This is a genomic window from Pseudomonas sp. LTGT-11-2Z (assembly GCF_003691445.1).
Classification (GTDB): Bacteria; Pseudomonadota; Gammaproteobacteria; order Pseudomonadales; family Pseudomonadaceae; genus Aquipseudomonas; species Aquipseudomonas monteilii.
Genome location: NZ_CP033104.1, coordinates 2,513,014 through 2,535,165, shown reverse-complemented (window position 1 = coordinate 2,535,165; position 22,152 = coordinate 2,513,014). Strand labels below are relative to the sequence as shown.

The window sequence follows — 22,152 nt, the reverse complement described above, 5'->3', positions numbered from 1 at the left end:
AAATCCGGAATTAAGGGCGATGGTGTCCGCCTATTTTAAGCGGACGCGATCACCCTTATCGCTAGGATTTCCATGCGCCAACGAAGCTCCTATCCCAAACCCTTTAAGGCCCAGGTCGTGCAGGAATGCCTGAAACCCGGTGCCTCAGTTTCCAGCGTCGCCATCAGCCACGGCATCAATGCCAACGTGATTCGCAAGTGGCTGCCGATTTACCGTGATAAACCCGTCGCGCCACTTCCCGCGTTTGTACCGCTGCAACCGATTCCTAAACGGCAAGCTGATGAAGCCGTGGTCATCGCACTGTCGCTGGGCGACAAATCCATCACGGTAAAATGGCCCATCTCCGACCCGGACGGCTGCGCACGTTTTATCCGCAGCCTCTCGCAATGATGCGCATCGACGCCATCTGGCTAGCCACCGAGCCCATGGACATGCGCGCCGGCACCGAAACTGCGTTGGCCCGCGTGGTCGCTGTGTTCGGTGCGGCGAAGCCGCACTGCGCTTATCTGTTCGCCAACCGCCGGGCCAACCGGATGAAGGTGCTGGTGCACGATGGCGTGGGCATCTGGCTTGCCGCGAGGCGTTTGAACCAAGGCAAGTTTCACTGGCCTGGCACTCATCGCGGCTTGGAAGTTGGGCTCGACGCTGAACAACTTCAAGCGCTGGTGCTCGGTTTGCCATGGCAGCGAGTTGGCGCTAACGGCGCAATCACAGTGATTTAGCCTTGCTTTTCAGCTGTGGCAGGTGGATCGCTTTGGTAAAATCCACGGCATGACTTCCTCGCCCAATCTCGCCCAAATGACACCCGAACAACTGCGCGCACTCGCTGCGCAGTTGCTGTCGAAGGTCGACACCATGGCGCGAAAAATCCATCGTGACGAGACGATCATTGAGCAGCTCTCTCACGAGATTGCCATCCTCAAGCGCCACAAGTTCGCCAAGCGCAGCGAGCAGATCAGCCCAGCGCAAGGCAGCTTGCTGGATGACTTGCTCAACACCGACCTTGAGGCTATCGAGGCAGAACTGAACGCGCTTCGTCCCGCCCCAACGTCGGACGAACCCCGCCAAAAGCCCAAGCGCGCGCCGCTACCGCCGCAGTTCCCACGTACCGTCATTCGTCACGAGCCAGAGAACACCCAGTGTGTCTGCGGGTGCCAGCTTCAGCGCATCGGCGAAGACGTTAGCGAGAAGCTGGATTACACACCTGGCGTGTTTACCGTTGAGCAGCATGTACGTGGAAAGTGGGCCTGCCGCCAGTGCGAAACACTGATCCAAGCACCGGTGCCGGCCCAGGTGATCGACAAGGGCATCCCGACCGCAGGCCTACTGGCGCATGTGATGGTAGCCAAATTCGCTGACCATCTGCCGCTGTACCGGCAAGAAAAGATCTTTGGCCGTGCAGGCCTGGCGATCCCGCGTTCAACGCTGGCTCAATGGGTGGGCCAAACTGGCGTACAGCTACAACCGCTGGTGGATGCACTGCGCGAAGCGGTGCTGGCTCAGCGAGTCGTGCATGCCGATGAAACTCCGGTGCAGATGCTGGCTCCCGGAGAGAAGAAAACGCATCGAGCTTATGTCTGGGCTTATTGCACGACGCCTTACTCGGCCCTCAAGGCGGTGGTCTACGACTTCAGCCCCAGCCGCGCCGGCGAACATGCGCGCAACTTCCTGGGCACCTGGAACGGCAAGCTGGTCTGTGATGACTTCGCGGGTTACAAGGCCAGCTTCGACCTGGATATCACCGAAATCGGCTGCATGGCGCATGCCCGCCGTAAGTTCTTCGACCTGCATGCAGCGAACAAAAGCCAGTTGGCCGAACAAGCGCTGCACTCAATCGGCGGGCTGTACGAAGTCGAACGGCAGGCCAAAGACATGTGCGATGAAGAACGATGGCGATTACGCCAAGAAATAGCGGCGCCCATTGCACAGAAGTTACATGAATGGATGCTGGCTCAGCGCGACCTCGTGCCCGAGGGGTCGGCCACGGCCAAGGCTCTGGATTACAGCTTGAAACGCTGGGTAGCGCTGATGCGCTACCTGGATGATGGTGCCGTACCCATCGACAACAACCCGGTGGAGAACACGATCAGACCATGGGCGCTTGGGCGCTCCAATTGGTTGTTCGCCGGGTCTCTGCGCAGTGGCAAACGAGCGGCAGCGATCATGAGTTTGATCCAGTCGGCACGCATGAACGGGCATGATCCGTACGCATATCTCAAGGATGTACTGACGCGATTGCCGACGCAGAAAGCTAGTGAGATCGAACATCTACTGCCGCATCAGTGGATGCTGCGTAATTGCATGGACTTGACCACCCGTTTGCACTCGACTTGACCAGTTGTTTGCATCGAATTTGAACCGCGCACGGGTACGCCCTGACCGGCAGAAATCGACCGACTCTGTTGAAAAAGTCGGTTCGCCCAAACAGCCCGGTCATTGACTGGTTAAAACGCCTTTTTTGCACACTGCTACGTGAAATCTGAGTCCGGAAGCCTCTGCCGAAAGTAAAGATTTCAATCTCGGACGCATACTTTTCTGCTGCGGAAACCATGGTCGACTTTTTCAACAGAATCGGCCAAAAGCGGACGTAGCTAATAGACCACTGCTTTCGGTCAGTGCGCGGTCATGAAAGCAAGTAGCTGGCCGCAGGCACTCCGGATAAGGCCATCAGCGCCCTTCGATTAACTCTCCGAACAACTCCCTGACCTTGACTTTGGCATCCGCCAACGCGACTCGGCCTTCATCGGTAATCTCGTACATGCGTCGCTCACGGCGCCCGGTACGCTCATGGTGCGAGCGCAGATAACCTTTCTTTTCCAGACCGTGCAGCATCGGATACAGCGTGCCCGCGCTAAGCTCGTAGCCGTGGTGTCGCAACTCTTCGATGATGGCCAGCCCGAAGATGGGAGCCTCGGCGGCGTGGTGCAGGATGTGCAGGCGGATCAACCCGCCGTAGAGGTCTTTGTCGGTCATTCGCCGCCTCTCACAGGGCAATGCTCAACAGCCCGCCTAGGATACCGCTGCCCAGCACGACCAGCCACGGCGGCAGCTTCCAGAACATCAACGCCACCAGTGCCACAAGGGCCAGGCCGAAGTCTTGCGGGCCATGAATCGCACTCGTCCACACGGGCTGGTAGAGAGCAGCCAGCAGCAGGCCGACCACGGCCGCATTGATGCCGAGCAGTGCAGCCTGCGTGCGCAGGTTACGGCGCAGGTGTTCCCAGAACGGCAGGGCACCCACCACCAGCAGGAAAGACGGCGCAAAGATCGCCAGAAGGCAGATCAGGCCGCCAAGCCAGCCAGTTGGTGCTTGGTTCATCGAGGCGCCGAGAAAGGCTGCAAAGGTGAACAGAGGCCCCGGCACGGCCTGCGCCGCACCATAGCCCGCGAGGAATGCATCATTGTCGACCCAGCCTGTTGGTACGACCTCAGCTTGCAACAGCGGCAGCACGACATGCCCGCCACCGAATACCAGCGAGCCGGCGCGGTAGAAGGCATCCACCATCGCCAATGTCTGATTCGGGAACACAGCTGCTAGCAACGGCAGCCCCAGCAGAAGAGCAAAGAACAGCGCCAGCCAGAACAGGCCAACGCGACGCCGCACGCTGATCGGCAGTGGATCATGGGCCTCTCCCTGTTGCGGTTTGAACAGCAGCAGGCCGACGATGGCTGCAAGGATGATGACACTCACTTGCCCCCAGGCAGAGGGTATGAGCAGCACGAAGCAGGTCGCCGCCGCCATGATGGAAATACGCGGTGCATCGGGACACAGATTGCGCGCCATGCCCCAGACCGCCTGGGCGACCACTGCCACGGCCACCACCTTCAAACCGTGCAGCACGCCAGCAGGCATGGCATCACCATAACTGGCGATGCCGAGTGCGAAGAGGATCAGGGCAATTGCGGAGGGCAAGGTGAAGCCCAGCCACGCGGCCAGCGCGCCGCGATAGCCAGAGCGCGACAGACCGAGCGCGATACCGACCTGGCTGCTGGCCGGCCCTGGCAGAAACTGGCAAAGGGCGACAAGATCCGCATAGCTGCGCTCGCTCAACCATTGTCTACGCACCACGAACTCATCGCGGAAATAGCCCAGGTGTGCGATTGGGCCGCCGAAGGAGGTGAGCCCCAAGCAGAGGAAGATCAAAAAAACAGCCCAAGGGCTACGGTCAGTCTTGGTGATCTCAGTCATGGTCATTACTTGATCTGTGACAGGGTTGGATGAAATTATCGATGTACGATAGCGTAAATCGATAATTGAGGTCGACCATCATGGAACTCATTCTGATCGGCTTTGCGGCACTGCTGGCTTCAGGGCTGACGTTGCTCTCTGGCTTCGGTCAAGGGACAGCGCTGATGCCAGTATTTGCCCTTTTCTTCCCCTTGCAGCTCGCTATTGCGGCCACCGCCGTGGTGCACTTCGCCAACAATCTTTTTAAGCTCGGGCTGATGGCCCAGCAGACTGATTGGTCGGTTGTGGTGAAGTTCAGCTTGCCGGCTGCCTTCACGGCAACCCTGGGCGCAGGCTCACTGGCGTTCTTCGACCAACTGCCGCGCGTCGGCCCATCTGGACACCATGGTCTTTCAGCATCCGGAACGACGCGGAAAGAACTCCTTGGAAGCTACGCACCAGACTGATGTGCGAACTTCTGGCCGGCGATGTGGGGGTAGATGTTATGCACGCGATGCGGCCGCAGTTCGCACTGCAGATCGACATAGGGCAGATCGCCGCCGATTTGGTGAAAGAGTTCAACAAGACGCCAGCACTCAAAACCTGGGGCTGGATGTGCATCATTGATGGCACGCCGCAGATGATGCCGCCCACATCGTTTTTGTAGCTATTCAGTTACGCCGTGCTTTGAGTGGTCAGATCCAATGCAATTGGCTGGTCAAATCCGATGCCAACAGGTGGTCAAGTGCAATGCAAACGCTTGGTCAAGAGAGGTGCAATTTCCCAGGATGCCTGGCTGATCTACGCAAGGCGTATTCCCCGTACGCTTACGGCAGATGATTGTGGCTCTCGCTTTAAGACTTCTATTTTTCCTGTCTGGCATCCGCAGGCTCAGCTGTTCAAATCAGGGTCTAGTCCAACTCACTGTGGCTTTGAGAAGGGGTTCTCCCTAAGAGACTCCTAGATATGACGACTTGTTCAAGGAATTGGACACAGAGTGGCCGTCTATGACTCTCGAGCTAACCATTCAGTCTCTTACCACCCAACGAGACACCCTTTGGGATTAAGTTCCTGTTAAGGATCGCGTCGTAATCTCCTCCGTCAGGCCATGAGCCCCAGCGCCCGATTACTAAGGAGAGATGCGATATGGAAGCTGCACTGGCGACGAAGTGGAAATGCCTGGCTCGGACAATCACCTATGTCGGATGGGCGCTGTTCTGGCTACTCCTTTGGGACGTTGCCGTCACCCTGGACGCGATGCTCGTGGCGGGATACGGATTTGAGCTGCCTCTGATGCCGCTGACACTGCTGTGTTCAGCGCTGGTAGTGCTAATCAGTTTCCGTAACTCCAGCGCTTACAACCGCTGGTGGGAAGCACGGACATTGTGGGGGGCGATGGTCAATAGCTCGAGAAGTTTTGGTCGCCAGGTACTTACGCTGATCGACGATGACAAGGACGCTAATCCGGTCAAGGCTCGACTCATTCAGCGTCACTTGGCCTACCTCCAGGCCTTGCGAATGCAGCTGAAAGGGAAACGGGACACCTCTCCACTAGCGCCGCTGCTGACCAACCACGACCTGCAACTGCTCACCACAGCTAGCAACTTGCCAAACGACATCCTCAGCGGCTCCGCTGAGATCATTGCGAGGGAGTTCCAGGAAGGCCGCCTCGACAGCATCCGACTTGCCCGCCTCGAGTCCACGCTGGTCGACATTTCGAACTGGCAAGGCGGGATGGAGAGGATTGCCAACACCCCACTTCCCTACCCTTACACCTACTTCCCCAGGATATTCAGCACCCTCTTTTGCGTGATCATGCCGCTCAGCCTGGTACCCTCTTTGGGCTGGTTCACCCCGGTCGTCTCCACAGTGGTAGGTTGCATGCTGTTGGCGATGGAGCGAATCGGCACCGACCTACAAGCACCATTCGGGCACAGCCAACACAGCATTCGTACCGATGAGCTCTGCCGAAACATCGAAAAGAATCTTCAGTCGATGTTCAACTCCCCGGAGCGTGGTGCCTTGTCGCTGACACCATGTGTTGCAATCGAAGGGCGTTCGTCTGCCTTAGAAGTCACGGCCTAGATGGGTTCGGCTCTCCCGCATTGGGGACACGCAGTTGTTCATCGGGATCTACGGGCGCTCAGGTTTGCGCCAGGATTGAAGTAGCCTATGCAAAACGCCCTGATGAATCGGTGACTCGCGCCATGGCGTGAGGTGCTGGCCGGGGTCGTGTTCTGGCTCTATCCGCCTTGGAACATAAGCAGCACATGGGGGTAGGAGGACGAGACAATGACTGATCAGCTAGCCCAACTGGACGCTGAGATCGCGTTCCTACCTTTTGACACATGAAGTGAACTCCGCCTCAACAAGACGGCCTTCCGTCAAAGGGAGGACAACTGATGAATCAGTCGAGAGAGCTTCATTCCACCGTCATCTGCCTGCAGGCAGGAAAGGTATTGCTTGTACGCAAGGAGGCACCTCAGTGGTCACTCCCTGGCGGCAAAATCGATCCTGGCGAAACGCAGCTTGAAGCGGCACGTCGTGAACTACGGGAAGAAACGTGCCTAGAACTGACTGACGCTCAGTTTTTGGGGCATCACGTGCTCCAAGCGGAAGAGCACTGGCTGTACCGAATGGCCGTTCCGGCCAGCATGATGCCTCGACCTTCGCACGAGATAGTGGAGTGTCGCTGGTTCTCGATCCAGGAAATCACCAAAACCTCAGTCAAGCCAACCAACGTAGATCTGCTAAGACGAGAAGGAATAATCACCGCTAACGAATAGCCTGAATCAGCCAAGGAGCTTGATGTTCGATAGGCAGCAGCACTAATGAGTATCGATCAGAAAACTTGCCCGTCCCAAGAAAAGTATCGGTACGAGGAGAAATTTTCTGGCTTTGGCTGGGCTTGCCTACTCCGCCATCGTACTGAATGGCGGTCGCTTAATGGCTTTCCTATTTGGCTCATTGGCAAGGCTTTTGGCCCGTCCTATCCCCCAAGCCAGCGCACGATTCATCGATTCGCCCGGCATGGCAGCAAACGCCTCTTCGTGAAGGGGCATTCCACTCGCGGCATAAACCCCGAGAAAAACCTGGGTGGCTCCGGTTCGTGACAACCTCGTCTGGACTTCTATAGCGGTTCCGTCGTCCAGCGTTTCATCATAACTGCGGTGGGCAAGCGCGGGGGCAGCCCACTTCCAGAAGACATCACCACGTATTCGCATGCCAGCCCCCTTTAGCTTTAAAGCGGAACGGTTGGAGCCCCCGAGCTTGGGATTCTCTCAGCTAGCCCTTGCGAACAGCCGATTATGATGGATGGCCACCGATTCGTCCCAGCAGCTCCATTTGGATCGCTCTGATATCGATGTGATCCGATTGGTTCAGCCAACTTTCGGATAGGCAGCGAATCAGTACCGCCTGCCTTGTTGGTCTGAACTTTGCTGTCCGCCATGGCTTCCCCTGCATACCGATCACGAAATTACGCGGCTGCAGGAGCTGACATTCATGAGAGCACTGACCTACCACGGAGCACACGACGTCAGGGTCGATAACGTCCCTGACCCGATCATCGAGCAAGAAGACGACATTATCCTCAGGGTCACCGCCACAGCCATTTGCGGCTCTGACCTGCACCTTTACCGAGGCAAAATTCCAGAAACCGAAGCGGGCGATATCTTCGGCCATGAGTTCATGGGCATCGTCGAAGACACCGGGAATGCAGTCACCAATCTCCAGATCGGCGACCGCGTGGTGATTCCCTTTGTGATTGCGTGCGGCAGCTGCTTCTTCTGTCAGCACGATCTGTTTGCTGCCTGCGAAACCACCAACACAGGTCGTGGCTCGATCATCAACAAAAAGGGCATTCCACCGGGCGCCGCTTTGTTCGGATACAGCCATCTCTATGGCGGTATCCCTGGCGGCCAAGCGGACTACGTCAGGGTGCCCAAGGGCAACGTCGGCCCGTTCAAAGTGCCCACCACGCTGGCCGACGACAAGGTGCTGTTCCTCTCGGAAATTCTGCCAACCGCCTGGCAGGCGGTCATCAATGCCGAGATTGGCCAGGGCTCATCGCTGGCGATTTATGGTGCCGGGCCTGTGGGCTTGCTGAGCGCCGCCTGTGCGCGAATGCTCGGCGCTCAGACCATCTTCATGGTCGACGACAACGATTATCGCCTGGCCTACGCACAAGAGGCCTATGGGGTCATACCGATCAATTTCGAGCAAGACGACGATCCCGCCGACAGCATAATCCGCCAGACGCCAGGCATGCGCGGCGTCGATGCGGTGATCGATGCGGTCGGTTTCGAGGCCAAAGGCAGCACCGCCGAAACGGTAATGACGGCGCTGAAGATCGAAGGCAGCAGTGGCAAGGCGCTGCGCCAGAGCATTGCTGCGGTGCGACGCGGTGGGATTGTCAGCGTTCCAGGTGTGTACGCCGGCTTCATCCACGCCTTCATGTTCGGCGATGCCTTCGACAAGGGGCTCACCTTCAAAATGGGCCAGACCCATGTGCAGAAATACTTGCCTGAACGTCTTGAACACATCGAAGCAGGTCGCCTGCAACCAGAGCTGATCGTCACCCACCGCCTGGCCCTCGAAGAAGCGGCCATGGGCTACAAGATGTTCGATCAGAAGCAGGACAACTGCCGCAAGGTCATCCTCGTGCCAGGCGCGGCAGCAGGCACCTTGGGCCCTGACTACGTGTAAGGAGGCAAGCACATGAACGGTCTCGCCAGCTACTTCTGGATTGCCGTGGCGGCAATCCTCTTGCTCATCGATCTATGGGCCATCGTCAGCGTATTCAGAAGCGACAAGTCAGATGCAGTGAAAGCGGCCTGGGCCCTGCTGATCGTCGCGCTACCGCTGGTTGGCCTGGGTATCTGGGGCGTTGCTGGCCCGCGCGGTATCAAGCGAGGTACCGGGCCCACTTCCGACGAGCACAGCAAAGGCTGACATCTCCGAGCTCCACTTACAGGGGTTTCAACATGATCGATCAAGCGACAGGCATGAAATCAGGCGAACGCTATCGCGTGGAAAACGTGGAGCGCGCTCATCAGTTTCCAGGCTTCTTTCAAGACGGGAAGTATTATCTCGGCCCTGAACTTCTCACCGCCGTGGGCTGGCTCGAAGGTACGCGCTTCATCTACGACAGCCTGGATGCCGAAGGTGAGCCCGTATTTCCAAACCGGGAGGCAGGCACGGTGGAAGGGCTGACGTTGACCCTGATCGATGGCACCTCTCTTGAGCTCTCGCGGATCGAGGCCAGCGAAACCGTTGCCCCCCTTGACCTCAGCGCCTCGGGTGCGCAACGAGAAGCGCCTGTCCGTGGCGCTCCGCTCAAAGGGCCTCTGCGCGGCAAGGTCGTGGTCATCACCGGCGCATCCAGCGGCATAGGCCGAGCCGCCGCGCATGCCTTTGCGTGCAAAGGTGCTCGCCTGGTACTCGCCGCACGCGATGAAGAGGCGTTGTTCGACGTGCTGGATGAATGCACCGATTGCGGTACGGATGCCATAGCGATCACGACCGACGTTACCCACAGCGACCAAGTTCAAGCGCTTGCCGTTCAGGCCGCAGACTTTGGACATGGACGGATCGATATCTGGGTCAACAATGCCGGGGTCGGCGCGGTCGGCAATTTCGAAGAAACGCCGTTGGAGGCGCACGAGCAGGTCATCCAGACTGACCTGATCGGTTACCTGCTAGGTGCCTACGTCGCCCTTCCCTTCTTCAAGGCACAGGGCAGCGGCATTCTGATCAACACGCTGTCGCTGGGCAGCTGGGTGGCCCAGCCCTACGCCGCCGCTTATTCGGCGAGCAAATTCGGCTTACGTGGACTGACCGAGGCATTGCGAGGCGAGCTGACTGAATATCCCAACATCCATGTCTGCGATATCTATCCAGCAGTCATGGACACACCTGGCTTCCGAGACGGTGGCAACTACACCGGACATACGCTGACACCGCCAGGCCCCGTATACGATCCCGAGATGGTGGCAAAGGCTATGGTGGCCTGCGCAATCTTGCCTCGTGCTCACACCACGGTTGGCGCTGCGGCGCGCCTCGCGCATTTGGCCAGCTACCTGATACCAGGCCTGCCTCTGTTGTCAGGAAGGCTGACGCGCTGGGGGATAAATCGCAGCCCCATAGCCGAAGCATCATCAGGCAACCTCTTTGATCCTCCAAGTGGCCGGAGGGGTATCGACGGAGGCTGGAGAAAGCCGAAAGACAAAACGCCGCTGCTGATCGGCGCAGCGGCGCTGGGAATCCTTGTAGGTTTTACACTCACACATTCACGACGCAGGGATAGCTAGAGGAGGTCTGCGTACCGAGAATGAGCATGGTTTCATTGCGAGATCACGTTCGATCCCTACTTTGCTGACGAGCTCGTGGGATTAACCGGGCGATAGTCCTCCCCTGCTACCGCTCTCAAGTAAGCAGCGTCAGCCTCCAGACGAAGATCGCGCCATTCCTGCCAGCAGATAATCCCTCGACGATCCATCTCATCGGCCTGGCGAAGCAATTCGTCATGATATTCGTCTGGCGAATCCATTCGGAAGGCCCTGCTTTTCAGCACGCGGTACCAGTCTGCCAGACAGTTGAGCTTCAGCAATTGGGCGGCAGAGAGGTTTTTCTCGAACGTTCGCATCAGGAGGCCTCACACGCTGATGGAGGGTTGAGTCACGAAGATTCCAGAGGTTCAGTAAAGCGGTGTCAGCGGCGTCGATGTGTCCAGAAGGTCGCCCCGTTATGGTTCCGCTCACGGATGGGTATGGACGGCACTGACTCAAGTTGGAGTGAATTTCTTGAACGCTGGCGATGTCGTAGTGATGGCGCGCTGCTACGTCTTGCTGGAAGAAAGCAAGCAGACCTGGATGTCCCTCCCTTCCTGCAGCCGCATGTCCGAGTACCCATATGAAAGAGCTGCTTTCCGCTGCGAAGATAATTCGCCCAACTGTTCTCATCGTTGAGGACGAACCCATGATTCGAGAGCTTTTGACCCTGTACCTGGAAGAATGGGGGGCCATGGTGACAGCGGTGGCGACTGCCGATGACGGCAATGAGGCGTTGAGGAAGCAAAATTGGACGCTGCTGATAACGGATGTGCAAACGCCTGGTTCACTCAATGGGGTCGATCTTGCCTGGATGGCAAGCCAGCAAAAACCTCAGACGCGCATCATTGTCATGAGCGGATACTACGAATTTGCAGGGAGAGTGTTGCCGCCAGGTGCCCGGTTCCTTCCTAAGCCGTGGCCAATAACCCAGCTCCAGGAACTGCTCTGCGCTCAGCTTAACCACGCCGGCGGAGGCTGAAAATTCGGCGTCTGCAGACGGGATGCGAGCTTGATCCTTCCCAAACGTTCGCGAACAAAGCTTAAGGACGCCACACACGCCTGCACCAGTTCTTTCGCGCAACCCGTCGGCCTCGGCAAGAACCCACGGAGTAAACACCCCACGCCCCGACGTCCGAGTTGAACACAGACTTTCCTGTGTGACGACATGAGGTGAAAGATCATGGCTAACAACCAAACCAATCGTGGCCATCAAGGTGGTACTGCTCAGAACAATCCTGGCAATTTTGCCAATGATCGCGAGAAAGCGTCGGAGGCAGGTCGCAAAGGCGGGCAGAGTTCAGGCGGCAATTTTGCCAACGACCGTGAGCGCGCCTCAGAGGCAGGCCGTAAAGGCGGTCAAAACAGCCACGGCGGCGGGCGCGGTAGCGAAAACCGGTAACTTGAAATGAGGCTGGCCGGGGTGCCTGGCACTCTGGCCACTTTTTGAGAAAATGAAAGCGGTCTTAAGGAGACAGCGAAATGGGCAACAAGGGTTTGCTTCTCGCTCGAAGACGACCACCAACAAGCACCAGCGCCAATGACGCTGCCGCTAGCAATAGGCTCACCCCTAGCATCTGGCTAGTGAGGTTATGAAACCCTGAAACCGCAGCGCCGATTATGGCTAACATTCCTGAAAGCCCAGCGTAGCCTACCGCAGTCATCAGCCATCCCCAGTTACGCATCCCCTACTCCTCCAATGATGATTCCAGGTCTCGAATCAGCCTGATTACGACTATACGCATTTGGCTAAGTGCCATCGGTGTGCGCAGGCGCGCCTAGAGTTTGAAGCGTACATGGATACAACTTTTACTATCCTGCCGATCAACCACCACTGCCGCGCTACCGTAGCCGGAATAGCTTTTGACCAATCGCATGCCAAGCCCCGTACCTGTCGGCTTAGGATAATTATCAGGAAAGCCGTCGCCCTCATCCCTGACGGTGAGCTGAGCATGATCGCCGGCATGCTTGACGATCACTTCTATGGATCCTTTGCCGTACTTAAGGGAGTTGGTGATCAACTCAGAGATCACTAACCCCAAGGGAGCCATTCTTTCAGGTGGCAGGACGAAGTCGTCAGCCTCCAACAGAATTTGCCGGTCGGCCAAAGCCTTGCCCAGATCACCCAACAGGGCACTTAGGTAATCGCGAGCGCGTACTTCTTGGTCTTCGGCGGCCTGGTATAGTCTCTCGTGAACACTGGCAATGGTCACCACTCGCCCTGCGGCAGTTTCGAGCTGCAACTTAACAGCCGCATCTGGCGTGAGATTGGCTTGAAGTAACAGCAGGGTGTTTACAAGGTGGAGGCTATTTTTGACGCGATGATGGATTTCTTCGAGATAAAGGTCGCTTCGATTTTGCCTGCTGTTCTGCGCCTCAATGAGAGAGAGCAGCTGAGCTTCGTACTGGTGCCGTTCAGTGATATCCCGTGATACCGCTATGATCCGTTCGACCTGACCATCCGTGCCCATGATTGGCGCCACAGTCACGTCCCACCATTTGGGTTCATCGGGAGCGATTGGGCAGTACGATTCGAACCTCATGGTTTCGCCAGCGCTAACTTTAGCTACCGCCTCCCAAACAAGTGATCGCGACTCCTCAGGCCACAAGTCATACCATCGCTGACCTTTAACACTGGTCAGTTGGGTATCCAGGAATTTCAGCCCGGCTTCATTCATGAACTCGATCTCGCCGCTCGGGGCCAGGATATCCACCCAGTCAGGGCTTGCGTTCAGAATGGTCTCGGAATAAGGGTCGGGAACTGGAACATCCACGCCTGCAGATATTCTTTCGACAGCCATGGAAATGACGTTCGAGATGCCTTCCAGAAATACCAGATCGCTCTCTACGAAATCGTCCCCGTTGCTGCTGTCGGCTTCCAGTACACCAAACGGGCTGAGCACACCCCGGATCGGGACATTGATGGCCCGCTCGATTCCATATTTTTTGAGCAGTTCCGGCGTTCGAAAGCGATTTTCCATACCCAAATGATTCGAGAGTACGGGCCTATAGGTGGCCAATGCATAGCCTGCGGGACTAGCCACATCGCCGCCCACGGTTGCCCGCACGATGTCAGAAGCATCCCAGCCAACGCCATGGGTCAGAACAAACCCTTCCCCGTCCTCTGCTGGCTGGAGCACCTTGGAAAAACGAGTGCACATTCCTTCAGCGACTACTTCACATGCACGGGTCAGCAACAGATCCAAGTCCGCAGCCTTCAGGGACATTACGCCAAACTCGACCACGAGCTCATGTTGGCGGTGCAAGCGCGTATGAGTCTTTTTCAAGGCCGCTCGGATTGTTTCGTCCACTGGTAGCTGCTGCATAGTCTTCCCTTCCGGATTAACGGGAAACGCCCAGAATCCTTTCAGGGCGTACAGGCGGTTCGCTTACCGCTTTCCTACCATAGCCGCTAATCCATGACGGCGCCTAGCGCACCACTCATCGCCCAGTAGCAACGGCGTAGAGGCCCAGAGCCCTAATGCATATGACCCGCGAGCAAACCCTACATGCCGAAAACCATCCTCATTGTGGAAGACGACGACCTCCTAAGAGACCTAACTGCCGAGAGCCTCTCGTCACTCTACGCCGTTGCTATGACGTGCTGCGCAAATGCTGACGAGGCGTTGCATTACCTTTGCAATAAGGAAGTCCCTAGCTTGGTGATGACCGATATCCATATGCCTGGAAGCATGGACGGTTTAGGCCTTGCACACGAGATTTGGCGTCGATGGCCTACCCTGCCAGTGATTCTGACTTCGGGCGACGCAATAATCGACACCGGTTTGCTGCCTGCTCGGACAGCATTTCTCCCCAAACCTTGGGAGATTTCTGATCTCGCCTCGCTGATCAACAAATTAGTAACGCTCCCGCCGCAAGTTGAAACCTGATCCAAAGAACACTGCCTATCCCTTCCATGCTTCGTATTTGGCTAGCAGCGGTTGAACGCTCAACCCATGCAGCAGAATGCTCAACGCCACCACGGACAGCACCAGGTTGATGCTTTGCGCGGCCAAGGTGGGAAGCAGCCCATGATTGAGGGCATAGAACAGGTAGTAGAAGCTGCCGATACCTCGGATGCCAAACCACCCTAAAAGTCCACGCTGGCGGATATCCAGCATTCCTCGAGCCGGGAACAGCAGGATGCTGATGGGGCGAATGACAAAAAACAAAGCACCGGCAACAAGCACTGCCCGCCAGTCCCAATGCTCAATGAGCACTACCCCGAGCAGGGTCACCAGAAATACTTCCATTGCCCGTTCGATCAGGCTACCGAACGCCAACATGTCACCCAACATGATCCCCGCTGCTACCTGCGAGTCGTCGAGCCCTTTCAGATCGCCTTTGACTGCTAGCTCCGGTGCCACGTGCTGGTGACCTACCACAGGCTGTACCAAATGTTCAGCAGCCGGCGCTTCAGGGCTATTGGCGGTCTGCACCTCCGCCTGACGTAAACCAAGTCCCGCAGCGAACACCGCGAGGAACCCATAAGCCTGTATCGACTCGGCGCTCACGTATGCCAACGCAATCAGGGCAAGGGCCAGATAGTCATTGGGCGAGACGGTGCTGTCGTCGTTGCGCAGACGCAAGAACAGCGTGAGCTTGCCCAGGCCGCGCCCCATCCAGTAGCCAAGCACTAGACCTGCGGTTACTGCCCACAGCATGTCCTTGAGCAACCAGTCACTGAACCAAGTCTGGCCATTGTCCTGTTGCAGGAACAGTCCGAGCATGACGAAGGGAAACGCCACGCCGTCGTTGAGCCCTGCCTCACCCGACAAGCTGAAACGGACAAGATCATCGTCCCGGGCATCAACCACCTGCACCAGGGTTGCGAGCACGGGGTCAGTGGGTGCGAGGATCGCTCCGATCAGTAGCGAGACGCCCCACCCCAAGTTCAGGCCGTAGTGCAGCACCAGCGTTACCCCACCGATGCAGAGCAACATCACCGGCCCGGCTAGAAAAAAGGCGCTGCACCAACGGCGGTTGTGCAAGGGCAGGCGCAATTTCAAACCACTGAAGAACAGCGAAAACAACACCGCGACTTCTGTGAGGTGCTCCATCCACTCGCTCGACTTGCTCACGTCCAGTTGAAGAAAACCCAGCCCCGATGTCCCCAGGACGATGCCCAGGGCAAGGCACACTACAGACGAGGTCACAGGGATCCAGCGTAGGTAGGAGGATGAGAGTGCGAGCAGCAGCAAGACTGCGCCCAGCATGGCGAACCAGACGATGAAGGTCATCTGTGCAGAAGCCTTGGGAAAGTTTTCGAGTATTTTTTTGACTTTCCGGCAGGCCACGTCGTTCCGCTGCGCTTGGTGGGCTCACCCAATACCTCGGTGAAATGTAAAAAAAGATTTCAGCGCTCCACTGCGGTCAAACCCTATAGATCGCAGTGGAGATTACGTCATGAAATTCGCCCAGTTCTGCCAATGGCTCGCCAACCACGCCGGTAAGCCGAGCACCTTCTTGATCGCCGTGGTGTTGATTGCCATTTGGGCGGCCTCTGGGCCCTGGTTTCACTACAATGATACCTGGCAACTTATCGTCAACACGTCGACCACCATCATCACATTTCTGATGGTTTTCCTGATCCAGAACACCCAGAACCGGGATAACGACATCATCCACGTGAAGCTCGACGAACTGATTCGCGCTACGAAATCTGCGGAGCAGTCGGTATTGGATCTCGAAGCGCTCGATAACCGGGAAATCCATAAACTTCGCAAGCAATATCAGGCGATGGGCAGCGAATGTGATCCCCAACATCAGGCGCCTGCTGAGCATCAGACGGACGATGTGGCTCGGGATAACCTACAGCGCTAGAGACCTTGTTGGTGGCCCAGCAGAAGAGTTGAAGGTACGTCTGCAGGGGGAAGCGCTTGGTCAATAGCTTGAGCGAGCTCCTCTATCGACCACGGCTTGAAGAGGTAGGTAACAGGTGGTGTGACCTGAGAAGCATCCAGCTGATAGCCCGAGGTCAGAATGGCGGGTAGCCCAGGCCACCTTTCGTGTGCCATGGAGATGAATTCCATACCTTTGATGCTTCCCGGAACACCGTGATCGACAACGATCAACGAGCAGTCGCTCTTGAGTCCCATCAAGTGAATCAAAGCATCTTCTGAGTTATCGAACGCATCGCAGGTGGCGCCCAACTCGATCAGGATTTCCACCAGAAGGGCTTGAAGCGTTGGATCATCCTCTACGACAACTACTGTCTTCCCTGACAGCGACAAACCCTCAATGTCGAGCTTCATCACCCTCTCCAGTACGTAATCCAATGGTCGAGTGTTTCACTCTTCCGGACATGCGTCGATGGGGGCTAAAGGCCACCAAACTCAATGGCCTTACAACTTCGTCAAATGGGACAAGCCTTCACGCATGAAAATCTCCACGGTCTTTGGGCCTACGCCCTCTAAACTCAGTAGCCAGCGCTTAAATCCCTCAGCATCTGACCCCTCCTGCAGTGCCTCAAGTTGGGCAACCAGTTCCACTTCTACCTTGTTGCCAAGATCATGCAGTCGTCGGGCAGTGGATTCATCGTAGCGCGCATAGCCGGCCTGGCCGAGGAGTTTGACCAGCGTGGAATGAGAAGTCTGGGCAAGCTTAATCGGCGTATCCAGGCCCTGCTGATCGACAAGCGTCCGGTACGCCTGCACTGCTACGGTGGCGCGGATGCGCTTCCCCATGAGAAAGCTGGCCAACAACCATCTGAACACGCCAAGGGCATCCGTGACCTCAATGTCGAGGTCACAGGCAGTTATAGTCTTCAACCTTTGCTACGGCGCGGGTCAGCTGAACGTGGATAGGTGCGTTCCTCCTCGAGAGTGCCGTCCGCTTTGTGGATCTTCACGGACGCCGTCTTATCCTCGAAGACATCTGCAAGGACACTGACAAGCTCCTGCTTCGTGGCGGCTCGTTTTGAGGCTCGCTCAGCACCGACTTTCTTCAATTCCCAGCCATCCGAAGTCGGGCTGAGGTGATAACTATCCATCAGCTGGTTCTCCTCTCTAAAGGGATTGGCCATCGTCCTGAAGGTCTTCTTCAGGCTCAGCCGCATCCGTGGCATCAGCGTCATTCAGTGGCGGCGACGTGGGCTTTTCCGGATCGTTAATGAAAGGCACGTCGCTTGGGCCTTTTTCTTCAGAGCCTTCGGTTTTAGGCTGCATGGCAACACCTCCAGGCACGTTGATGGAATACCGGTCTCAGGCCCCTTAGGTAGCACCTGAGAATTTGCCGACATCGATAGGTTGCGGAACGAATTCGGGGCCCTCTCCAGCCAGCCTCCACTTCACCTTGGCAATGCCATACCGCTCAGCCATCGGGCGACTTACCAGTTTGATGTTCTGCTGACTGAAACGCGGAATGATGCCCACGCCGGCATCACAGCTGGCCCAGTGCCATGCGGCGCCGTTGTCCATTTTCTCCAGACGGATAATGAATGTCCGAGGCTCACTGTGAAGCTCGTACTCAATTACATAGAGTTGCTGTCCGATCACCAGAATTCCCTCCCTAGTCATGCGTTATTGAGCAAACCAAGGAAGAAATAATTCCATCGAAATGGCAGGTGGTAAGCCACTGCGCATAGTCGACGCGCCGGGGCTATGTGTCCTGACTACCTGTAAGAAATTCGAACAAGGTCTCAGCGCAGGCCGTAATCCCCTCCAGAAGCACCATTTCGAAGCCATGGGTATTCTCGGTGGGTATCGCAATGCAACCAGCCCGGGCATCGATCCCGGCGCTCATCACCGCGCTTGCATCGGATGCAAAATCGACGAGCAATGCCGACTGGGGCTTAAAACCGGCCTTTAGGCCAGCGGCGATCAGGCCCTGCACCACGGTGCGGCTGTAGTATCCCTTCTGGTCGCCGGTATTGATGATCGGATTGGCCGAAAGCTCCGTGCCATATTCCTCAAGTACAGGGCCGACCTCGACAGCGATTGTGGTGTCGCCGGGCAGCCGGGAAGCTGCGTACATGGCGCCGGCATTCGACTCTTCCTCCAGCGTCGTAAGCACGAACCAAACGTCTTGCTTCAGTTTCTCTCGCCGTTCACTCAGTAGCTTCGCACAGAGAATGACAGCGCTCAGCGGAGCTCGGTCGTCGAGGAAGTGAGCGGCAATACAGTCATGTACCTTGAAGGGCTTACGCCAGTGCTGACTCAGCACGACTCGAGTACCAGGCCGAACGCCAAGCTTCTGGAGCTCTGACTTGCTCTTGCGCGTGACGATATAGACATCTTTCCACTGAACATTTCCTGCCAACACGTCTCTTCCATTCGAAGTACGACCGCTGTTGTGCATTGAACCGTAGGACAAAACACCCGGCAGGATGTGTTCATCGCCCAGGATATCGACAGGGCACACGCCGAAGCTTATCGGTTGCGCCCCCCCTAGAGCGAGCACCTCCAGGGTGCCGTTCTCCAGCACATTTTTGACGATCATCGCGATCTCATCGAGATGGGCCATAACGCGTATGGCTGCCTCTGGGCTACCAGCGCGGCCCCCACGAATTACCCCCACCACATTGCCAGCAGGGTCGATGTGCGTGTCATCACAGAATAGGCGCAGCTCGCGCAGACAAATGGCCCGTACTTCATCTTCTTGTCCGCCCGGCCCTCGGGCGTTGAGGAGCTCGGTCAGTAATGCCTCAGTCTTCAAAATGTTACCCCCATGTTCGCACGCAGACGTGTTCAGGCCAGCTGGATGTAAACCGAGTAGCTACCCAGTAACACCCAGAACACCAGAAAGATCCACGGCGTCCGTAGCGAGAACAGCAATGACTTTCGATGCCCTGCACGCGAGGTTTCCGCCTCACAGAAAAGCGGCGGCTCGTCGTAAGCCAACCCCATCAACGGCTCGCTGCGCAGTAGGTGGCTCTGTTTGAGCTGCCAGTGATCGATGATGTTGTAGGCCGCCCGAATGCCAGGCCAGGCGTTGAGCGAGCTCAGTACCCCGAGCAAGGCGAGGAAAGCGGGCACGATCAGTGTGAACATCTCGCCCCATCCTTGATTGAGGTTCCCCATGGAGGAAACGAAGGCGATGACCAGGAATGACTGAGCCGCCAGGTAGGCATCCGTGCGGTTGGCCAGGATGCTGGTTTCGTACTGGATCTCACGCCGGTAAAAATCCAGACGCTCCTTAGGAGAGCCAAACATCCTGGCATTGTGCTCGCTGATCTCGTGCTCAGGGGTCGTTGGGGTAATGATTCGAGGCACTCGCTACTCCGGATATTGGGCTCCGAGCGAAGAGATGAGACTGGAGCTGAGTCCGGTAGAACAGGCGATGGGGCATGGAATTCAATTGGATTGATATCCCGCACCGCTCGTCGTACCAACCGCAGATTGAAACCAACACGAGGAGGCAGGGCCTTTCGAACCGGTATGAACGTTCTCAACTGCAGGAGCTTCTACCATGCGAGACTTCCCTACCCCGCCCTTCCCTTCGCAGCCTCAAAATGTCCCTGGCTCACAGCGCAAGATGGAGCCCTACCCGGATTGTGGTGAGCAGTCGTATACCGGCCACAATCGCCTCGAAGGCAAGGTTGCACTCATCACCGGAGCAGACAGCGGCATCGGGCGGGCAGTGGCGATTGCCTATGCCCGTGAAGGCGCCGACGTCGCCATCGCTTATCTGAATGAGCATGAAGACGCGCAAGAAACCGCGCGCTGGGTTGAGTCCGCAGGCCGTCAATGCCTGCTGTTGCCCGGAGACCTGGCGCAGAAACAGCACTGCTACGACATCGTCGAAAAGACCGTTAGCCAGTTCGGGCGTATCGACATCCTGGTCAACAACGCGGCGTTCCAGATGTCCCACGAAACCCTGGAGGAAATCGACGATGACGAATGGGTGAAGACTTTCGATACCAACATCACCGCCATCTTCCGTATTTGCCAGGCGGCCCTGCCTTCCATGCCCAAGGGCAGTTCGATTATCAATACGAGCTCGGTCAATTCCGACGATCCATCCCCCAGCCTGCTGGCTTATGCCACGACCAAGGGGGCCATTGCCAACTTCACTGCTGGCCTGGCTCAGTTGCTAGGCAAGAAAGGTATTCGGGTCAACAGCGTTGCGCCAGGGCCTATCTGGACGCCTCTAATTCCTTCCACCATGCCAGAGGAAGCGGTTACACACTTTGGTTCCAAAACACCATTGGGTCGTCCCGGACAACCGGTGGAGGTCGCTCCGATCTACGTGCTGCTGGGCTCCGACGAAGCCAGTTACATCAGTGGCTCACGTTACGCAGTGACTGGCGGCAAACCGATCCTCTAGTGAAAAGAGGCTCGCCGTGCTGGCGAGCCTGACTCTCTTTTTGCGTGGCAGTTTCAGCGTTTGTGCTGATCGTGATCACGGGCCGTTTTTTGCGCTGTCGAGTCATGTGATGTGCCGGTGGATCCATCCGGACGATGAGCATCGTTATCTCGCTCCTCTTCCCCATGCGGCCTTGTCTGCGCACCTTCTTTTTGGCTGACGCTCACTTTCTTCATGTTGCTCTCCTCCCATTGCCTTTGAACAAGGGAAGCCAATCTACGGGGCAAAGTTCAGGTCAGTGACACTTCAGGAGATGGGCGGGCAACACGGGCGATGAACCAATTACCCCAGGCTCGCGTCCACCGCAAAACAAGCGAGTCGATTCTGGAATGGAAAACGACCCTGTACTGTCCGCCCTCGGCTATCTCAAAAACAACAAACTGATTTTGAGCACAGCAGAATCGTGCACTGCAGGCTGCCTTGTGGCGTTGTTGGCGGCGGTACCGGGTACCGGAAAGGTGCTGGAAAGCGGCTATGTCGTCTACTCACCCAGCGCCAAGAAGCGGCTGCTGGGGGTCAGCGCCGAAACCATCGAACGATACGGCCTGACCAGCGAAGCAGTAGCTTGGGAAATGGCCTTGGGCGCCTTGAGGGACAGCGATGCGAATGTGGTGATCGCCACCACCGGTATAGCCGGGCCGGCGCCCGAATCCGGGATACCACCGGGGACGATGTGCTTTGCGTGGGCCTTCGCCGGCGAGCCAATTGCCGTTTTCACGCGCACTCAACGCTTCTTCGGCGAGCGGCCTGAAGTCATGCGCCAAGGTGCCCTGTTCGGGTTGACCCGGCTTTCCCACTATCACCAGCGCTGGCTACGCGGTGAGCGCGCCTGAGGGGGTGATCATGTCGGAAGATGAACTGCTATCCAGGCGTCATCCTGTTAAAGAAGACATGCCGATGCAGCAGCGTGTTTGGCGCTTCGAGCGCGTGGGGTGGTACGTGCTCGTGGCCATCGTATTGCTTGCCTTGGCAGGCCTGTTCGGTAATGGCCCATTGAGCGATGCGGAGGTGGTGAGCCCGAATGGACGGGTACGGGTTGAGTACCAGCGCCTCAGCCGAAGCGGCACGACGGACAGCCTTTTCATCACCGTTCAGGGTATCCCTGGTCAGCCGGTGGAGGTGCAACTCGAGGGATCATTGCTCCGTGACGCCAGTATCGAGACGTTGCAACCGGAGCCACAACAGTCGATGTCGCATGGCCAGGCCATGCTGTTCCAATTGGGTACTAAGCAAGATGGGGTCGCCACCTTGTACTTGACCCTTCGAAATGAGCACGTAGGCACTCTAGAGGGCAGCGTCAGGGCTGGCCCTGAAAGCGCCGTTCACTTCTCCACATTCCTTTACCCCTAG

Annotated in this window: 31 protein-coding genes; 17 read left to right on the top strand and 14 right to left on the bottom strand. The window is 57.1% G+C overall.

The window, feature by feature from the left end; all coding sequences use genetic code 11:
• Positions 1-72 precede the first annotated feature (72 nt).
• From D8767_RS11820 to D8767_RS11810, 3 genes are read left to right on the top strand one after another with little or no spacing between them, the layout of a single operon-like run.
• On the top strand, positions 73-390 hold the full coding sequence (locus D8767_RS11820) for a transposase (protein WP_009405708.1): 318 nt from the start codon (positions 73-75) through the stop codon (positions 388-390).
• Positions 387-722, top strand: coding sequence for an IS66 family insertion sequence element accessory protein TnpB (gene tnpB / locus D8767_RS29170; protein ID WP_009405710.1), 336 nt, complete (start codon positions 387-389; stop codon positions 720-722). The genes D8767_RS11820 and tnpB overlap by 4 nt, the downstream gene beginning before the upstream one ends.
• A 49-nt stretch (positions 723-771) precedes the next feature.
• The gene (locus D8767_RS11810; protein ID WP_009405712.1) at positions 772-2,334 is read left to right on the top strand and encodes an IS66 family transposase; all 1,563 of its coding nucleotides are present in this window, start codon (positions 772-774) and stop codon (positions 2,332-2,334) included.
• A 333-nt stretch (positions 2,335-2,667) separates the two neighbouring features.
• Here the strand turns inward: D8767_RS11810 and D8767_RS11800 are convergent, their stop codons facing one another.
• Entirely contained in the window at positions 2,668-2,973 is a 306-nt protein-coding gene (locus D8767_RS11800) for a PadR family transcriptional regulator (RefSeq protein ID WP_009405714.1), read from the bottom strand.
• A gap of 10 nt (positions 2,974-2,983) precedes the next feature.
• Positions 2,984-4,189, bottom strand: a complete 1,206-nt coding sequence (gene chrA, locus D8767_RS11795; RefSeq protein ID WP_029380191.1) for a chromate efflux transporter — start codon at positions 4,187-4,189, stop codon at positions 2,984-2,986.
• An 80-nt stretch (positions 4,190-4,269) separates the two neighbouring features.
• Between chrA and D8767_RS29165 the strand changes: the two genes are divergently transcribed.
• The 4 genes from D8767_RS29165 to D8767_RS11770 all read left to right on the top strand — a co-directional run bounded on the left by D8767_RS29165 (position 4,270) and on the right by D8767_RS11770 (position 6,954).
• On the top strand, positions 4,270-4,635 hold the full coding sequence (locus D8767_RS29165; protein ID WP_013970866.1) for a hypothetical protein: 366 nt from the start codon (positions 4,270-4,272) through the stop codon (positions 4,633-4,635).
• Positions 4,635-4,835, top strand: coding sequence for a hypothetical protein (locus D8767_RS11785; RefSeq protein WP_016711371.1), 201 nt, complete (start codon positions 4,635-4,637; stop codon positions 4,833-4,835). The genes D8767_RS29165 and D8767_RS11785 overlap by 1 nt, the downstream gene beginning before the upstream one ends.
• A 479-nt stretch (positions 4,836-5,314) precedes the next feature.
• Positions 5,315-6,253 (top strand): bestrophin family protein, encoded by a 939-nt coding sequence (locus D8767_RS11775; protein WP_016711372.1) that lies wholly within the window; start codon positions 5,315-5,317, stop codon positions 6,251-6,253.
• A 317-nt stretch (positions 6,254-6,570) separates the two neighbouring features.
• Positions 6,571-6,954 (top strand): NUDIX domain-containing protein, encoded by a 384-nt coding sequence (locus D8767_RS11770; protein ID WP_016711373.1) that lies wholly within the window; start codon positions 6,571-6,573, stop codon positions 6,952-6,954.
• Positions 6,955-7,080: 126 nt separating this feature from the next.
• Here D8767_RS11770 and D8767_RS29160 read toward each other — a convergent pair whose 3' ends face one another.
• Complete coding sequence (locus D8767_RS29160; RefSeq protein WP_016711374.1) at positions 7,081-7,392, bottom strand: hypothetical protein; 312 nt, start codon at positions 7,390-7,392, stop codon at positions 7,081-7,083.
• Positions 7,393-7,672: 280 nt separating this feature from the next.
• On the opposite strand from D8767_RS29160, the gene D8767_RS11760 reads away from it, so the two are divergent.
• Genes D8767_RS11760 through D8767_RS11750 form a run of 3 tightly spaced genes read left to right on the top strand, consistent with a single transcriptional unit; the run spans position 7,673 to position 10,479 of the window.
• The gene (locus D8767_RS11760; protein ID WP_016711375.1) at positions 7,673-8,875 is read left to right on the top strand and encodes a zinc-dependent alcohol dehydrogenase; all 1,203 of its coding nucleotides are present in this window, start codon (positions 7,673-7,675) and stop codon (positions 8,873-8,875) included.
• A gap of 12 nt (positions 8,876-8,887) precedes the next feature.
• The gene (locus D8767_RS11755; RefSeq protein ID WP_014859183.1) at positions 8,888-9,121 is read left to right on the top strand and encodes a PLD nuclease N-terminal domain-containing protein; all 234 of its coding nucleotides are present in this window, start codon (positions 8,888-8,890) and stop codon (positions 9,119-9,121) included.
• Positions 9,122-9,153: 32 nt separating this feature from the next.
• Positions 9,154-10,479 carry an SDR family oxidoreductase gene (locus tag D8767_RS11750; RefSeq protein ID WP_016711376.1) on the top strand — a complete coding sequence of 442 codons (1,326 nt, stop codon included), beginning with the start codon at positions 9,154-9,156 and terminating at the stop codon, positions 10,477-10,479.
• 56 nt (positions 10,480-10,535) lie between these two features.
• Here D8767_RS11750 and D8767_RS11745 read toward each other — a convergent pair whose 3' ends face one another.
• A complete protein-coding gene (locus tag D8767_RS11745; protein ID WP_004573953.1) occupies positions 10,536-10,814 on the bottom strand; it encodes a hypothetical protein in 279 nt (92 codons plus the stop codon).
• Positions 10,815-11,080: 266 nt separating this feature from the next.
• Here D8767_RS11745 and D8767_RS11740 point away from each other — a divergent pair, with 266 nt between their 5' ends.
• Both D8767_RS11740 and D8767_RS11735 read left to right on the top strand, forming a co-directional pair.
• Positions 11,081-11,479 carry a response regulator gene (locus tag D8767_RS11740; RefSeq protein ID WP_004573952.1) on the top strand — a complete coding sequence of 133 codons (399 nt, stop codon included), beginning with the start codon at positions 11,081-11,083 and terminating at the stop codon, positions 11,477-11,479.
• 201 nt (positions 11,480-11,680) lie between these two features.
• Positions 11,681-11,899 (top strand): general stress protein, encoded by a 219-nt coding sequence (locus D8767_RS11735; protein WP_004573951.1) that lies wholly within the window; start codon positions 11,681-11,683, stop codon positions 11,897-11,899.
• Between the two features lie 376 nt (positions 11,900-12,275).
• On the opposite strand, the gene D8767_RS11730 is transcribed toward D8767_RS11735, so the two are convergent.
• Positions 12,276-13,823, bottom strand: a complete 1,548-nt coding sequence (locus D8767_RS11730; RefSeq protein ID WP_016711377.1) for a sensor histidine kinase — start codon at positions 13,821-13,823, stop codon at positions 12,276-12,278.
• Between the two features lie 183 nt (positions 13,824-14,006).
• On the opposite strand from D8767_RS11730, the gene D8767_RS11725 reads away from it, so the two are divergent.
• Positions 14,007-14,387, top strand: coding sequence for a response regulator (locus tag D8767_RS11725; RefSeq protein ID WP_004573949.1), 381 nt, complete (start codon positions 14,007-14,009; stop codon positions 14,385-14,387).
• Between the two features lie 15 nt (positions 14,388-14,402).
• On the opposite strand, the gene D8767_RS11720 is transcribed toward D8767_RS11725, so the two are convergent.
• Complete coding sequence (locus D8767_RS11720) at positions 14,403-15,737, bottom strand: sodium:proton antiporter (RefSeq protein WP_004573948.1); 1,335 nt, start codon at positions 15,735-15,737, stop codon at positions 14,403-14,405.
• A 166-nt stretch (positions 15,738-15,903) separates the two neighbouring features.
• On the opposite strand from D8767_RS11720, the gene D8767_RS11715 reads away from it, so the two are divergent.
• Positions 15,904-16,320: a low affinity iron permease family protein gene (locus D8767_RS11715; protein ID WP_004573947.1), complete on the top strand. Its 417-nt coding sequence runs from the start codon at positions 15,904-15,906 to the stop codon at positions 16,318-16,320.
• On the opposite strand, the gene D8767_RS11710 is transcribed toward D8767_RS11715, so the two are convergent.
• The 7 genes from D8767_RS11710 to D8767_RS11685 all read right to left on the bottom strand — a co-directional run bounded on the left by D8767_RS11710 (position 16,317) and on the right by D8767_RS11685 (position 19,709).
• On the bottom strand, positions 16,317-16,751 hold the full coding sequence (locus D8767_RS11710) for a response regulator (protein ID WP_004573946.1): 435 nt from the start codon (positions 16,749-16,751) through the stop codon (positions 16,317-16,319). The genes D8767_RS11715 and D8767_RS11710 overlap by 4 nt on opposite strands.
• A gap of 90 nt (positions 16,752-16,841) precedes the next feature.
• Entirely contained in the window at positions 16,842-17,267 is a 426-nt protein-coding gene (locus tag D8767_RS11705) for a hypothetical protein (RefSeq protein ID WP_004573945.1), read from the bottom strand.
• A complete protein-coding gene (locus tag D8767_RS11700; protein WP_004573944.1) occupies positions 17,264-17,488 on the bottom strand; it encodes a DUF2188 domain-containing protein in 225 nt (74 codons plus the stop codon). Before D8767_RS11700 ends, D8767_RS11705 begins: the two co-directional genes overlap by 4 nt.
• Before the next feature lie 16 nt (positions 17,489-17,504).
• Positions 17,505-17,663: a hypothetical protein gene (locus D8767_RS28715; protein WP_004573942.1), complete on the bottom strand. Its 159-nt coding sequence runs from the start codon at positions 17,661-17,663 to the stop codon at positions 17,505-17,507.
• A 45-nt stretch (positions 17,664-17,708) separates the two neighbouring features.
• Positions 17,709-17,993, bottom strand: a complete 285-nt coding sequence (locus tag D8767_RS11695; RefSeq protein ID WP_029380192.1) for a DUF6555 family protein — start codon at positions 17,991-17,993, stop codon at positions 17,709-17,711.
• A 103-nt stretch (positions 17,994-18,096) separates the two neighbouring features.
• The gene (locus tag D8767_RS11690) at positions 18,097-19,152 is read right to left on the bottom strand and encodes a peptidase M42 (protein ID WP_016711381.1); all 1,056 of its coding nucleotides are present in this window, start codon (positions 19,150-19,152) and stop codon (positions 18,097-18,099) included.
• A gap of 32 nt (positions 19,153-19,184) precedes the next feature.
• Positions 19,185-19,709, bottom strand: coding sequence for a hypothetical protein (locus D8767_RS11685; protein WP_016711382.1), 525 nt, complete (start codon positions 19,707-19,709; stop codon positions 19,185-19,187).
• A 196-nt stretch (positions 19,710-19,905) separates the two neighbouring features.
• Here D8767_RS11685 and D8767_RS11680 point away from each other — a divergent pair, with 196 nt between their 5' ends.
• Positions 19,906-20,763 carry an SDR family oxidoreductase gene (locus D8767_RS11680; RefSeq protein ID WP_016711383.1) on the top strand — a complete coding sequence of 286 codons (858 nt, stop codon included), beginning with the start codon at positions 19,906-19,908 and terminating at the stop codon, positions 20,761-20,763.
• A gap of 53 nt (positions 20,764-20,816) precedes the next feature.
• Here the strand turns inward: D8767_RS11680 and D8767_RS28710 are convergent, their stop codons facing one another.
• Positions 20,817-20,978: a hypothetical protein gene (locus D8767_RS28710; protein ID WP_162998278.1), complete on the bottom strand. Its 162-nt coding sequence runs from the start codon at positions 20,976-20,978 to the stop codon at positions 20,817-20,819.
• Positions 20,979-21,131: 153 nt separating this feature from the next.
• Between D8767_RS28710 and D8767_RS11675 the strand changes: the two genes are divergently transcribed.
• Both D8767_RS11675 and D8767_RS11670 read left to right on the top strand, forming a co-directional pair.
• On the top strand, positions 21,132-21,635 hold the full coding sequence (locus tag D8767_RS11675; RefSeq protein WP_016711384.1) for a CinA family protein: 504 nt from the start codon (positions 21,132-21,134) through the stop codon (positions 21,633-21,635).
• 10 nt (positions 21,636-21,645) lie between these two features.
• The gene (locus tag D8767_RS11670; protein ID WP_029380193.1) at positions 21,646-22,152 is read left to right on the top strand and encodes a hypothetical protein; all 507 of its coding nucleotides are present in this window, start codon (positions 21,646-21,648) and stop codon (positions 22,150-22,152) included.

What these genes read in the sequence shown, in the direction of transcription:
- D8767_RS11710 (WP_004573946.1), bottom strand. Translation starts at nt 16,751, where the DNA reads ATGAAGCTCGACATTGAGGGTTTGTCGCTGTCAGGGAAGACAGTAGTT.
- D8767_RS11775 (WP_016711372.1), top strand. Translation starts at nt 5,315, where the DNA reads ATGGAAGCTGCACTGGCGACGAAGTGGAAATGCCTGGCTCGGACAATC.
- D8767_RS11800 (WP_009405714.1), bottom strand. Translation starts at nt 2,973, where the DNA reads ATGACCGACAAAGACCTCTACGGCGGGTTGATCCGCCTGCACATCCTG.
- D8767_RS11675 (WP_016711384.1), top strand. Translation starts at nt 21,132, where the DNA reads ATGGAAAACGACCCTGTACTGTCCGCCCTCGGCTATCTCAAAAACAAC.
- D8767_RS29160 (WP_016711374.1), bottom strand. Translation starts at nt 7,392, where the DNA reads ATGCGAATACGTGGTGATGTCTTCTGGAAGTGGGCTGCCCCCGCGCTT.
- D8767_RS11755 (WP_014859183.1), top strand. Translation starts at nt 8,888, where the DNA reads ATGAACGGTCTCGCCAGCTACTTCTGGATTGCCGTGGCGGCAATCCTC.
- D8767_RS28715 (WP_004573942.1), bottom strand. Translation starts at nt 17,663, where the DNA reads ATGCAGCCTAAAACCGAAGGCTCTGAAGAAAAAGGCCCAAGCGACGTG.
- D8767_RS11735 (WP_004573951.1), top strand. Translation starts at nt 11,681, where the DNA reads ATGGCTAACAACCAAACCAATCGTGGCCATCAAGGTGGTACTGCTCAG.
- chrA (WP_029380191.1), bottom strand. Translation starts at nt 4,189, where the DNA reads ATGACTGAGATCACCAAGACTGACCGTAGCCCTTGGGCTGTTTTTTTG.
- D8767_RS11720 (WP_004573948.1), bottom strand. Translation starts at nt 15,737, where the DNA reads ATGACCTTCATCGTCTGGTTCGCCATGCTGGGCGCAGTCTTGCTGCTG.
- D8767_RS11745 (WP_004573953.1), bottom strand. Translation starts at nt 10,814, where the DNA reads ATGCGAACGTTCGAGAAAAACCTCTCTGCCGCCCAATTGCTGAAGCTC.
- D8767_RS11740 (WP_004573952.1), top strand. Translation starts at nt 11,081, where the DNA reads ATGAAAGAGCTGCTTTCCGCTGCGAAGATAATTCGCCCAACTGTTCTC.
- D8767_RS11725 (WP_004573949.1), top strand. Translation starts at nt 14,007, where the DNA reads ATGCCGAAAACCATCCTCATTGTGGAAGACGACGACCTCCTAAGAGAC.
- D8767_RS11770 (WP_016711373.1), top strand. Translation starts at nt 6,571, where the DNA reads ATGAATCAGTCGAGAGAGCTTCATTCCACCGTCATCTGCCTGCAGGCA.
- tnpB (WP_009405710.1), top strand. Translation starts at nt 387, where the DNA reads ATGATGCGCATCGACGCCATCTGGCTAGCCACCGAGCCCATGGACATG.
- D8767_RS11680 (WP_016711383.1), top strand. Translation starts at nt 19,906, where the DNA reads ATGCGAGACTTCCCTACCCCGCCCTTCCCTTCGCAGCCTCAAAATGTC.
- D8767_RS11810 (WP_009405712.1), top strand. Translation starts at nt 772, where the DNA reads ATGACTTCCTCGCCCAATCTCGCCCAAATGACACCCGAACAACTGCGC.
- D8767_RS11760 (WP_016711375.1), top strand. Translation starts at nt 7,673, where the DNA reads ATGAGAGCACTGACCTACCACGGAGCACACGACGTCAGGGTCGATAAC.
- D8767_RS11820 (WP_009405708.1), top strand. Translation starts at nt 73, where the DNA reads ATGCGCCAACGAAGCTCCTATCCCAAACCCTTTAAGGCCCAGGTCGTG.
- D8767_RS29165 (WP_013970866.1), top strand. Translation starts at nt 4,270, where the DNA reads ATGGAACTCATTCTGATCGGCTTTGCGGCACTGCTGGCTTCAGGGCTG.
- D8767_RS28710 (WP_162998278.1), bottom strand. Translation starts at nt 20,978, where the DNA reads ATGAAGAAAGTGAGCGTCAGCCAAAAAGAAGGTGCGCAGACAAGGCCG.
- D8767_RS11670 (WP_029380193.1), top strand. Translation starts at nt 21,646, where the DNA reads ATGTCGGAAGATGAACTGCTATCCAGGCGTCATCCTGTTAAAGAAGAC.
- D8767_RS11700 (WP_004573944.1), bottom strand. Translation starts at nt 17,488, where the DNA reads ATGGATAGTTATCACCTCAGCCCGACTTCGGATGGCTGGGAATTGAAG.
- D8767_RS11785 (WP_016711371.1), top strand. Translation starts at nt 4,635, where the DNA reads ATGTGCGAACTTCTGGCCGGCGATGTGGGGGTAGATGTTATGCACGCG.
- D8767_RS11750 (WP_016711376.1), top strand. Translation starts at nt 9,154, where the DNA reads ATGATCGATCAAGCGACAGGCATGAAATCAGGCGAACGCTATCGCGTG.
- D8767_RS11715 (WP_004573947.1), top strand. Translation starts at nt 15,904, where the DNA reads ATGAAATTCGCCCAGTTCTGCCAATGGCTCGCCAACCACGCCGGTAAG.
- D8767_RS11730 (WP_016711377.1), bottom strand. Translation starts at nt 13,823, where the DNA reads ATGCAGCAGCTACCAGTGGACGAAACAATCCGAGCGGCCTTGAAAAAG.